Origin of the sequence: Phenylobacterium sp., assembly GCF_035276905.1 — a bacterium.
Classification (GTDB): domain Bacteria; phylum Pseudomonadota; class Alphaproteobacteria; order Caulobacterales; family Caulobacteraceae; genus Phenylobacterium.
In genome coordinates this window covers 1-10,298 of record NZ_DATELG010000074.1, presented here as the reverse complement: position 1 = coordinate 10,298, position 10,298 = coordinate 1, and the positions used below count along the sequence as shown (strand labels likewise).

Sequence of the window (10,298 nt, the reverse complement as noted above, 5' to 3'; positions counted from 1 at the left end):
CTGGAGCGCGTCGCCGAGGCGGCGGCGGACGAGCCGCACGGCCCGGGCCCGCTCAGCGAGGCCGAGCGTCAGGCGCTCGGCCATCCCCGCGACCTCGCCGAGGCGCCGGCGCCGGTGCGCGGCGACTATCCGGACTGGTTGGAAGCCGAGCTGGCCCGCGCCTTCGGAGACGAGCGGACGGCCGAGGCCCAGGCCCTGGCCGAGCGCGCCCCCGTCGACCTGCGCGCCAACCGGCTGAAGACCGGTCCCGGCAAGGCGTTGAAGGCGCTGGAGCCGCTGCCGGTGCGCACGACCGGCCTCCTGCCGGAGGCCCTGCGCATCGAGGCGCCGAGCGCCGACGAGCGCGCCGCCGCGGTCGAGGCCATGCCGGCCTTCGTCAAGGGCTGGGTCGAGGTGCAGGACCTGGGCTCGCAGATCGCCGCGGCCTGCGCCGGCGAGGTCAAGGGCCGGCAGGTGCTGGACCTCTGCGCCGGGGGCGGCGGCAAGACCCTGGCTCTAGCCGGCGCCATGGAGAACACCGGCCAGATCTACGCCTACGACGCCGACGCCCGGCGGCTGACCGACACCATCCGCCGGGCGGAGCGGGCAGGGGTGCGCAACCTGCAGGTCCGCTCGCCGGTGAAGCCCGACGCGCTGAAGGGCCTCGACGGGCGGATGGACGTGGTGTTCGTCGACGCCCCCTGCTCGGGAACCGGCTCGTGGCGGCGCCATCCCGACACCAAGTGGCGGCTGACGCCCCAGGCGCTCGAGCGGCGCACCGCCGACCAGGACGCGGTGCTGGACCTGGCGACGACCTTCGCCAGGCCCGGCGGCCGGATCGTCTATGTCACCTGCTCGGTCCTGCCCGCCGAGGACGAGGACCGCGTCGCCGCCTTCCTGAAGCGCCATCCGCAGTTCGAGCGCAGGCCCGCGACGGATGATCCGCGGATCGCCCGCTGGCTGACGCCGCAAGGCTATCTGCGGCTTTCCCCCAGGACCTCGTCCACCGACGGATTTTTCGTGGCGGTGCTGGAGCGCGGCGATGACCGAGCGGCGAAATCCAGCTAACGGAGCGACATGACCACCACCCCCGAACCTGCTCACGAACACGTCCTGATCGTCGACTTCGGCAGCCAGGTGACACAGCTGATCGCACGCCGCGTGCGCGAGAGCGGCGTCTATTGCGAGATCCAACCCTACGACAAGGTGGACGCCGTGTTGGACGCCTTCAGGCCGCGGGCGATTATCCTCTCGGGGGGACCTGCCAGCGTGCACGAGGCCGAGAGCCCGGCGGTCGCCCGGCGGGTGTTCGAGCTGGGCGTGCCGGTGCTGGGCATCTGCTACGGCGAGCAGACCATGTGCGCCGAGCTGGGCGGGGTGGTGGAGCCGGGCGCCACGCGCGAGTTCGGCCGGGCCGAGATCGAGATCGTCCGCGAGAGCCCGCTCCTGGAGGGGCTCGGCGGCGCTGGCCACACCGAGACCGTCTGGATGAGCCACGGCGACAAGGTCGCCGCACTGCCGCCGGGCTTCGAGACCGTCGCCGTCTCGGAGGGCTCACCCTATGCGGTGATCGCCGACGAGGGCCGGCGCTTCTACGGCATCCAGTTCCACCCGGAGGTGGCGCATACCCCGCGCGGGGCGCTGATCCTGCGCAACTTCACCCACCGCATCGCCGGCTGTCACGGCGACTGGACCATGGCCTCCTTCCGCCAGGAGGAGATCGCCCGCATCCGCGCCCAGGTGGGGATGGGGCGGGTGATCTGCGGGCTTTCCGGCGGCGTCGACTCCTCGGTGGCGGCGGTGCTGATCCACGAGGCGATCGGCGAGCAGCTGACCTGCGTCTTCGTCGACACCGGCCTCCTGCGGCTGAACGAGGCCGAGCAGGTGGTCACCATGTTCCGGGATCACTACAACATTCCGCTGGTGCATGTTGATGCGTCGAAGGAATTCCTCGGCGCGCTCGACGGCGTCTCCGACCCGGAGACCAAGCGTAAGACGATCGGCCGGCTGTTCGTCGAGATCTTCGACCGCGAGGCGGCGAAGATCGAAGGCGCCGACTTCCTGGCCCAGGGCACGCTCTATCCGGACGTGATCGAAAGCGTCTCGGCCCGCGGCGGCCCCTCGGCGGTGATCAAGAGCCACCACAACGTCGGCGGCCTGCCGGACTATATGAAGCTGAAGCTGGTCGAGCCGCTGCGCGAGCTGTTCAAGGACGAGGTCCGCGCGCTGGGCGTCGAGCTCGGCCTGCCGCCCGCCTTCGTCGGCCGCCATCCGTTCCCCGGCCCGGGCCTGGCCATCCGCATCCCGGGCGCCGTCTCGCCCGAGCGGGTCGCCATCCTGCAGAAGGCCGACGCCATCTACCTGGACGAGATCCGCAAGGCCGGCCTCTACGACGCCATCTGGCAGGCCTTCGCCGTGCTGCTGCCGGTGCGCACCGTGGGCGTGATGGGCGACGCGCGCACCTACGACGAAGTCTGCGCGCTGCGCGCCGTCACCTCGACCGACGGCATGACCGCCGACTTCTTCGAGTTCCCCTGGGAGGTCCTGGGCCGCGCCGCGACCCGAATCATCAACGAGGTAAAGGGTATCAACCGCGTGGTCTACGACGTGACGTCGAAACCGCCCGGGACGATCGAGTGGGAATGATCCGATAGCCTTCGCGGACTATCGGAGAGGCCTGTTTCAACCTTCTAAGTGATTGAACAATAACGTGAATGTTTCCGTAATCTATCGGGGACTACCGCGGGGCAGCGGATCGATCTGACGGTAGGCCCGTCGGTATCGACTTCGCTTGCGGTCCCATGGACTCGCCGGTACCGTCACCTCTGTTCCCGGCGTTGACGGTATTTTCGTCCACCGCCACGTGGCCCAGCTTCACCAGGCCCGCCGACTGGCACAGCTTCAGCACCTGCACGAATAGCTCCGACAGCGCCGCCAGATGCCGCCGGCGGAAGTCGGCGATGGTGCGGAAGTCCGGCTTGTTCAGCCCGGTCACCGCCATGAAATCCACCCGCTCCTCGCACGCCTGCGCCAGCCGCCGCGAGGCATAGACCCCGCGGCTGTAGCCGTAGAGCAGCAAGGCCACCATCATCGCCGGGTGATACGGCGGCTGGCCCCGGTCGACATCGTAGCCGTCCAGGATCGCCGACAGGTCCAGACCCTCGCGCACCGTGTCCGGCACGAAGTGCGCCAAGTGCCCCGCCGGCACGAAATCATGCACCGACGGCGGCAGCAGCCACGCCTGGTCCACGTCCCATAAACGGAAGGTCTTGCTCATCACCGAACTGAATCAGGCTTCGACCCCACCGTCGAGCCGATTACTCGGACAGGCTCCTAGCGGCTCCGGCCTGCCGCAAACCGGCGCGCGATCTCCGCGACGCGGAGGCCATAGAGCCGGGCGGTCTCAAGGTCGCCTTCCGCCATGTCGCCTGGAGCCGCATCCGCGTCCGATTGCGCCATCGGCGCGATGTACGAGCCCATCCTGTTCGGATCGTCGCGCCTGGACGCCTTGAGGTTGGCGGGCTTGATGGCGAGGCTGACCCACAAACCGCCGTGCTGGCCCGCCAGCAGGACGAAGTACTGCAGGGTGTTGAGTTTGTCGCCGTTGAGGCTGGCGCTGTTGGTGAAGCCGCCGAAGATTTTGTTCTTCCAACGGTCTTGGAACCACGGCTTTGAAGAGGCGTCGGCGAATTTCTTAAACTGCCAGCTCGGGCCGCCCATGTAGGTCGGCGAGCCGAAGATGATGGCCTCTGCTGCGTCGAGCGTTTCCCATCCATCGTCCGGGATGTCGCCTTCGTCGTCGATTGCGATCAGCGAGGCCGCAGCGCCTTCGGCCGCGGCTTCGCCCATGCGTTTCGTGTGCCCATGGCCGGAATGATAGACCACGGCGGTTGTGATGTCGTGCAGCGTCATGTCGCCTCCTCGGGATTCCCATCTGCCATCGCGCCGACGGTGCGACCGCCCGCGCTCCGGCCCCGAGAGATACCGTTTCTCCATCCGCGATAAATCGTTTGTTTTGGAACACATTGTTCCCTAAAGCTGAAACAATAATCGGCCGACCGGCGGCCGAGAGGCGCGAGGGCGCGACGCCGACACATGCAGAACCTCGAGCCCCTCCGGATTTTCATAAGGGTCGCCGAAATGGGCAGCTTCACGCGCGCGGCCAACAGCCTGGGCATGCAAAAGGGGAGAGCCTCGACCGCGGTTCGGAGGCTGGAGCAGGACGTCGGCGTCAGGCTGCTGCACCGGACGACGCGAAGCGTGCAGTTGACGGAAGACGGGCGGGCGTTCCATGCCCGCGCTCGGCGTTTGCTGGCCGAAGTCGACGACCTGCGTTCGATGTTCGTGGGAGATCACCTGGCGCTGCGCGGGCGTCTGCGGGTCGACCTGCCCACCGAGCTGGCGCGAACGACGATCGTTCCGGCCTTGCCGGAGTTCATGGCCGCCCATCCCGAATTGGAGCTGGAGCTGTCGAGCACGGACCGGCAGGTGGATCTGGTCCAGGAAGGGTTCGACTGTGTCCTGCGGATCGGGCCGATCGGCGATGAGACACTCGTCGCCCGCCCGGTAGGCCGGTTGCGCATGGTGAACGCCGCCAGTCCCGCGTACCTGGCGCGTTTCGGCGTCCCCCGATCCCTGGAGGATCTGCGGGTTCAGGGGCATCGGACGATCCATTACAGCGGGACGCTCGGCGCCAAGCCCTATGGGTGGGAGCACCCGGATGGCGAGGGCGGGGGTTACACAACGCTGGCGCTGCCGGGCGCGCTGCATGTCAACAGCGTGCAGACCTATGAGGCCGCGGGCCTTGCAGGCCTCGGACTGATTCAGGCGCCGCTTTCAGGAATACGCCGGCACCTGGAGAGCGGAGCTCTGGTGGAGATCTTGCCGGACTTCCGCCCCGAACCACTCGATGTGCACCTCGTGGTGGCCCATCGGAACAACCTGTCGCGCCGCGTCCGCGCATTCATGGAATGGATCGAGCAGGTGCTGACGCCCCATCTCGTATAGAACCTCTCCGTCGGGCCACGGGCTGGGGTCGTTCGGCGCGTGACGCGAGGCTGTCCGGCCGAGATGGCGTCCGCTCGGCGTTGTCTGCTGGCGGCCCTTTAGATCGCGGGCGAACGTCTCGAATCCGCACTGGATCGAACGTCCGGTTCTGGCGCTAACGGCCGCGCCGCGGCGGGTGTCCGCCTTCTCACGGCCACCGCGCCGTCGACGGCCTGCTTCGCGCGCCGTATGGAGTGGAACAGCCGTCAGGGGCAGCAGATGTCCACCGTCAATCTCTTCAGCTTCGTCGACCTGTTCGCCCGTTCGGTGGTCGCGACCAGGCATCTCCTCGTCAAGGGAGCGGCCCATGTGTCCAGCCTTGGGATCACGGAGCAGGAAATGCTCAGCTGGCGCCTCGCGCCGGACATGCGTCCTCTAGGCTTCCAATTGATGGTGGTCGCCAATTTCAGCCGGACGTGGACCGCGCGGGTCGCCGGCCTCGAGCCTCCGGAGGGGATCGCGGCCGACCTCGACGTCGCCGGGTTCGAGGCAGGTCTCGACGCGGCCCTGGCCTATCTGCGCGCGCTGACGCCAGAGCAGTTCGAGGGCCGGGATGAGGTTCCCCTGACCTTCGAGATCCTACCCGGCATGGCGCCCACGTTCCCCGCGGCGCAGTGGCTGACCGTCTTCGCCGCCACAAACATCAACTTCCACGTCTCGATGACGTACGCGATCCTGCGCAATAACGGCGTGCCCCTCGGCAAGGCGGACATGTTCGTGGCGGGACTGGGCTGACGGCCCGCGACAGCGGCCCACCTGCGGACGCGGGGCCGCGGGCTAGTCGGGGCGTGCCGCTGGCGCGCACGTCAGAATTCTGGGGCGGATCGAGAGTCCGCTGATGGCGCAGGTCGCCCGGCCGACGCTCGACCTGCAAGCGGTCCCAGTGAACAGCCACGCAGGAAAAAGTGTCGGGTTGGCCAAGACTACCTGCGCGTCCCTTGCGGCCGAGCTTGACCGGTCATGCGCCACAGCACCGGGTGGCCGTCGAACTGATGCTTCAGAGCGCCGACAACGTGCAGCGCGAGGTTCAGGAGGACGATCCAGATCAGGATGTACACGTGCACGTGCGAGACAGCGTGACGGAGAGGGCGAGGAGGCGTGGGGCCAAAAATCTGGGCCGTGCCCGGCAGGTGGGGCCAGGGCAGACCCCAAAAATGGATCGGGTGTTTCCCCAGCGAGACGAGCGCCCAGCCGCTCAACGGCAAAACCAGCATCAACAGGTAAAACAGCGCGTGCGACACCCGCGCCAGGAATTTCTCCCACACGGCCATCTCCGGCGGCAGGGGCGGCCCGGGGTGGGTGAGCCGCACGCCGATGCGCAGCAGCACCAGGATCAGGATGGTGAGCCCCAGGGAGATATGGACGTTCTGCACGCGCGCCTGGACAGGCGTGTGATCCGGCAGCACCTCGTTCATCCACCAGCCAAGGCCTATCTGCACGAAGATCAGGACGGCGATCACCCAGTGGATGACGACTGACACCGGCCCGTAGCGATCGGTCGCGCTGCTCGCCATGATGTGCTCCATAGCTTGGCCGGCAATCGTAACGAGTCTGCCCCAGCATCGTCTGCCCCGCGGGCCGATGGAACGCCGCCTTCCTTCCTCAGTACCAGTATTGGTGATGGTGGTGGTGGTGGTGGTGATGATGATGACGGTAGTGAGGGCGAGGGGCCCACGCCCAGCCGTTCCAATAGTAGCCGCGGTCCTCATACCATCCGCGCGCATGGTGATGGTGATCGTAGTAAGGGATCAAGGCCCAGCCGCCGTCGTTCCAGTAGTATCCGTTATCCCGGTACCACTGCCAGGAATGGTGGTGGTGGTGATGGTGATGGTGCTCCCAATACTGCACCGTCTGGAGGCGAGCGTCTGGTCGCTGCATGGCGTCGTCGACGGCCAGCCGCGCCGTCGCGTCAGGCACCGGTTCGAGCAGGTCCGCATAGCTGTAGGCTGGCGGAATGGGGGCGGCGGCCGCGATGCTCGGCATAGCGGCGCCCCCGACGAGCAGTGCGGCGGCGGCGACGCCAGCGAACCAGGCCGTTTTTCGATGCATGAGTGTTCTCCTCTTCGCGGCGCGAATGTCAGCGCGGACGCCGGCGGCGGTTTCGTCGGTGTCTGACGCGCGAGGTTCACCATAGCGACGCGGGCCGCTTCCCCTCGTGAAGGCGCCGTTCACTCGCGGTTCATTCGGTTGGCGGGCATGCCCCTCGCTCACGCCTCGGGGTCCGTGTCCCTGGCCTTGCTGCGGGCGGCGCGGGCGAGGTTGCGGTAGGTCCCGTCGAAGATCGTATGGGTGTCCGAGGTCCAGCGCGTGCCCTCGGCGAGCCGGTCGCGGTTGGCCGCGAGACGGCGGCTGCGCATCTCGCGCTGAGCCGCGGTCTCCGAGTCCATCGGTTCAAGAGTAAGGTTCGGATCGGCCGGCAGGATGGTGAGCGCGATGAAGGGCTCGCCCTTGCGGAAGACGTGCGTCACGCCCGGGGGCGGCGCCCGGAAGATGCAGAAGAAGATCATCGGCCACCATTCCGTGCGGATCAGCGCCGGCACCGCGAGCGGCGTGGAGTAGGTCGGGTCGGTGAAGTAGCGCGGGTGGGGCTCGGTGCGAACGGCAAAGTCCGGCGGGACCTCGAGGTCTAGGGAAAGCTGATAGGAGTAATAGTCATGGCCGAAGGGCCGGAACGGCGGCCACGCCGCCGCCATGGACTCGGGCGCAGGGCCCCAATCGGCGTCCAGGCGGACCCGGCCATCCTCCGTCGTGACGCGCAACTCGGCCTCATACGGATAGACGAGTTCGAGGCCGTAACGCGCGCTCTCGGAAAACGGGATGCAATGCCAGGGCTGCTCGTGGCGCCCATCGGCGCGGGGTTCCTTGGCGCCCGCCCAGCCCGGGACCGTGACCCGGATCGGCTGCGGCGCAGGTCGGTCGCCGAACTGACGATATTTTACGACGGGCATGGCCCGGCCTCCGCTGGATTGCCAATCGCGAAGTGATGCCGGGAGGCCGATGAGCTTGCGATGAACGAGCCAACCGGCGTTGCTGCACGATCGGACAGGTTCGAAGGTCTGCAACTGGCGCAGCTCCTCCATCCGCCGTCTGCGCAGGGGCCCGCTGCAACGCAAGCGCCGCTGTGGGATTTTTGTCCAGGACGTTCCGGAATGTGAGGGCTGATCTTCCCCCGAAAAAGTGGACGGGGTTAGCTCGTGCCCGGGCCTGCCATCAGTTCACCGCGGAAGCCTGTCTCGGATTCGGAGCCGCTCGGTCTGTCACCCGCCTGTCTCCGAGCGCATCGACGCGCGATTTCGGAATTACGATATCGTCGGCTCTTCGTGACCTCCTTCCCAACCCAGGGGGGTAACGGGATTGCCTGGTCAGGTCGTTCAAGCTCGACTTCCGCAATGACGAGCCCCTCCGCGCCCTCACCGAAGACGTCGATCTGCCAGAGCTGGCCTGAGTACTTCACCTCATGCCGCACCTTCGTGAGCACAACGCCGCGGCAGAGCCGTTCCAGCATAAAGTCGGCGTCGGTGACCGAGAGGGGCGCCGTGAACTCCTCGCGGACAATGCCGCAACGAGCACTTTTGACGGATAAGAACGCTGAGTGTTCTTCCCGCCGGACGCGCACGGTCGCGACGCCGGTTTGAGCCAGATAGCCTTGCCGTAGAATTCGCCCCGGCGAAGCTGCAATGCGCCAAGCATCACTGATTACACAGAACCTTCGCTCAATTTCCGTAGTCATCGGAGGCCTTGGGCTTACCGGCGGGGAGCTTGCCACGACGTCACTCAGCCGACACTCCGCTTAAACCCTCACCGCGCGCCACGGAGGTTCCAGTCCAGAGCTTGGAAACGCAGCTCCGCTTGGGGGCGTTTGCGCCGGCCCGGATAATGCGGATCCCAGCGCTGCCGCCGCGGTGCTTCCTGCGCAAGTCTCATCTCGCCAGAGGTCTCGCACCGGCGCTTCCTCGCGTGGCCGCGCGAATGCCTCTGGTCGAGACTTTCGACAACGAGGCTCAGCCGATATCGGACAGGCGGTGGCCGGGGCATCCGGCGAATGCCGGATTGCAGTTGGTCTTTGTTCGAAGGTGCAGTCCATCCCGCATGGAGCCATCGGGCCCGCAGACCGTGAGGAGTCAGGTGTCGGCCCCGGTTTAGTTCGGGAGCCCTGGAGGTGTATCTTTCCGCCATCGGCTTCGCGTCGGCGGCACGCGCCGAGTGGCAAAAATCTCCATGCAGGATGCGCCCTTGCCTGGTGAGCCGAGCCGCCGCGCGCGGCTGAGCTGCTAAACGATGGGACCGTGTCTTTGCCTTCACATTCCCCATGACGTCTGCAACGCCGCGCCAGTCGAGTTGAACGGGAGCCCCGAAATGCCGCCCATCGATGAACCCGCATCATTCGAGCCCAAGCCCGCCGCAGCCGAGGGGCGCAGGCCCAAAACGGGGCCCGGAAAGGCCGAGCAGCCAGCGAGCGGCGATCTCATCTCCTTCACGGTCGAGCCGGCGGCCGGACGCATCGTCAAGATCGAGCGTGTGGACTCCGCCGGCGACCGCCACGAGTTCTCCGCCGAGGAGACGGCCCGTCTGGCCAGGAGCGACGCCGAGCCGACGCTGGAGCGCATCGTCGAGCAGGCGTTCGAGGCCGGGATCGACTGCGTGCTCGGCGACGAAGCCGAGGGAGAGCAAGAGTCGACGGAGGACGCTGTGCTCAGCCGCGCGCTGCTGCAGTCGCTGATCGAACGCAGCGCGGCCAAGCGGCTGCTGCAACGCGAGATCCTGGGCCGGGCGATTATCGGAACCCTGATGGAACAGGCTGCCGACTCTCGCGCCCGCACGCCCGAGAGCGCTGCGGCTCACTGAGCCCCTGGTCGAGACCAAGCGTCCAGCCAGACCGGTTGGGACGATTACAAGCAGGAGGAAACCTCATGGCTTACGCATCGACCTTCAATGGCGCCGGCAGGCTCGGCGGCGGCGACGAAGAGCTTATTCGCCATCTGGCCGGCGGCAGAACGGTCCGCCGCAACCGCCTGCGTCGCCTGCTCCTCGCGCGCATCCTGCGCGAGCGGCGCGAGGATGGCGGCGAGGATATCGAGGGCGTCGAGGACGAAGAGGAAGGCGGCGACGAGGACCGCCGGCTGGCGCGCATACTGGTCGGCGGCGCGGCGCGGCGCCGGCGTCTGCGGCGCATGGTGTTCGCCCACCTGATCCGCGAGCGCAGGGGCGAAGACGAAGAGGGCGAAGGCATCGAGGAGGACGAGGAAGGCGGCGACGAGGATCGCCAGCTGGTC

Annotated in this window: 11 protein-coding genes and 1 pseudogene; 6 read left to right on the top strand and 6 right to left on the bottom strand. The window is 67.4% G+C overall.

Features of this window, described 5'->3' with window-relative positions:
- Both VJS38_RS03135 and guaA read left to right on the top strand, forming a co-directional pair.
- A partial coding sequence (locus tag VJS38_RS03135; protein WP_324086697.1) for an RsmB/NOP family class I SAM-dependent RNA methyltransferase occupies window positions 1-1,047 on the top strand: 1,047 nt, incomplete at its 5' end.
- A gap of 9 nt (window positions 1,048-1,056) precedes the next feature.
- On the top strand, window positions 1,057-2,625 hold the full coding sequence (gene guaA, locus VJS38_RS03130) for a glutamine-hydrolyzing GMP synthase (RefSeq protein WP_324086696.1): 1,569 nt from the start codon (window positions 1,057-1,059) through the stop codon (window positions 2,623-2,625).
- 187 nt (window positions 2,626-2,812) lie between these two features.
- On the opposite strand, the pseudogene VJS38_RS03125 reads toward guaA, so the two are convergent.
- Together VJS38_RS03125 and VJS38_RS03120 are read right to left on the bottom strand one after the other, a co-directional pair.
- Window positions 2,813-3,256 (bottom strand): annotated as a pseudogene (locus VJS38_RS03125) (transposase); the annotation flags it as partial.
- Window positions 3,257-3,312: 56 nt separating this feature from the next.
- Window positions 3,313-3,891 carry a flavodoxin family protein gene (locus VJS38_RS03120; RefSeq protein ID WP_324086695.1) on the bottom strand — a complete coding sequence of 193 codons (579 nt, stop codon included), beginning with the start codon at window positions 3,889-3,891 and terminating at the stop codon, window positions 3,313-3,315.
- A gap of 183 nt (window positions 3,892-4,074) precedes the next feature.
- Here VJS38_RS03120 and VJS38_RS03115 point away from each other — a divergent pair, with 183 nt between their 5' ends.
- Both VJS38_RS03115 and VJS38_RS03110 read left to right on the top strand, forming a co-directional pair.
- A complete protein-coding gene (locus VJS38_RS03115) occupies window positions 4,075-4,986 on the top strand; it encodes a LysR family transcriptional regulator (RefSeq protein ID WP_324086694.1) in 912 nt (303 codons plus the stop codon).
- Between the two features lie 258 nt (window positions 4,987-5,244).
- The gene (locus tag VJS38_RS03110) at window positions 5,245-5,760 is read left to right on the top strand and encodes a DUF1993 domain-containing protein (protein ID WP_324086693.1); all 516 of its coding nucleotides are present in this window, start codon (window positions 5,245-5,247) and stop codon (window positions 5,758-5,760) included.
- A gap of 188 nt (window positions 5,761-5,948) precedes the next feature.
- Here VJS38_RS03110 and VJS38_RS03105 read toward each other — a convergent pair whose 3' ends face one another.
- The 4 genes from VJS38_RS03105 to VJS38_RS20970 all read right to left on the bottom strand — a co-directional run bounded on the left by VJS38_RS03105 (window position 5,949) and on the right by VJS38_RS20970 (window position 8,755).
- On the bottom strand, window positions 5,949-6,539 hold the full coding sequence (locus VJS38_RS03105) for a cytochrome b (RefSeq protein ID WP_324086692.1): 591 nt from the start codon (window positions 6,537-6,539) through the stop codon (window positions 5,949-5,951).
- A gap of 88 nt (window positions 6,540-6,627) precedes the next feature.
- Window positions 6,628-7,197, bottom strand: coding sequence for a hypothetical protein (locus VJS38_RS03100; protein ID WP_324086691.1), 570 nt, complete (start codon window positions 7,195-7,197; stop codon window positions 6,628-6,630).
- Window positions 7,198-7,232: 35 nt separating this feature from the next.
- Window positions 7,233-7,973, bottom strand: a complete 741-nt coding sequence (locus VJS38_RS03095; protein ID WP_324086690.1) for a hypothetical protein — start codon at window positions 7,971-7,973, stop codon at window positions 7,233-7,235.
- 239 nt (window positions 7,974-8,212) lie between these two features.
- The gene (locus tag VJS38_RS20970; RefSeq protein ID WP_414692403.1) at window positions 8,213-8,755 is read right to left on the bottom strand and encodes a CYTH domain-containing protein; all 543 of its coding nucleotides are present in this window, start codon (window positions 8,753-8,755) and stop codon (window positions 8,213-8,215) included.
- A gap of 626 nt (window positions 8,756-9,381) precedes the next feature.
- Here VJS38_RS20970 and VJS38_RS03090 point away from each other — a divergent pair.
- Window positions 9,382-9,870 (top strand): hypothetical protein, encoded by a 489-nt coding sequence (locus tag VJS38_RS03090; protein ID WP_324086689.1) that lies wholly within the window; start codon window positions 9,382-9,384, stop codon window positions 9,868-9,870.
- Between the two features lie 65 nt (window positions 9,871-9,935).
- Window positions 9,936-10,298, top strand: a 363-nt coding sequence (locus VJS38_RS03085; protein ID WP_324086688.1) for a hypothetical protein, incomplete at its 3' end; no start/stop codon positions are given.

Coding starts and splice junctions, on each gene's coding strand:
- guaA (WP_324086696.1), top strand. CDS start 1,057: ATGACCACCACCCCCGAACCTGCTCACGAACACGTCCTGATCGTCGAC.
- VJS38_RS03120 (WP_324086695.1), bottom strand. CDS start 3,891: ATGACGCTGCACGACATCACAACCGCCGTGGTCTATCATTCCGGCCAT.
- VJS38_RS03115 (WP_324086694.1), top strand. CDS start 4,075: ATGCAGAACCTCGAGCCCCTCCGGATTTTCATAAGGGTCGCCGAAATG.
- VJS38_RS03110 (WP_324086693.1), top strand. CDS start 5,245: ATGTCCACCGTCAATCTCTTCAGCTTCGTCGACCTGTTCGCCCGTTCG.
- VJS38_RS03105 (WP_324086692.1), bottom strand. CDS start 6,539: ATGGCGAGCAGCGCGACCGATCGCTACGGGCCGGTGTCAGTCGTCATC.
- VJS38_RS03095 (WP_324086690.1), bottom strand. CDS start 7,973: ATGCCCGTCGTAAAATATCGTCAGTTCGGCGACCGACCTGCGCCGCAG.
- VJS38_RS20970 (WP_414692403.1), bottom strand. CDS start 8,755: ATGACTACGGAAATTGAGCGAAGGTTCTGTGTAATCAGTGATGCTTGG.
- VJS38_RS03090 (WP_324086689.1), top strand. CDS start 9,382: ATGCCGCCCATCGATGAACCCGCATCATTCGAGCCCAAGCCCGCCGCA.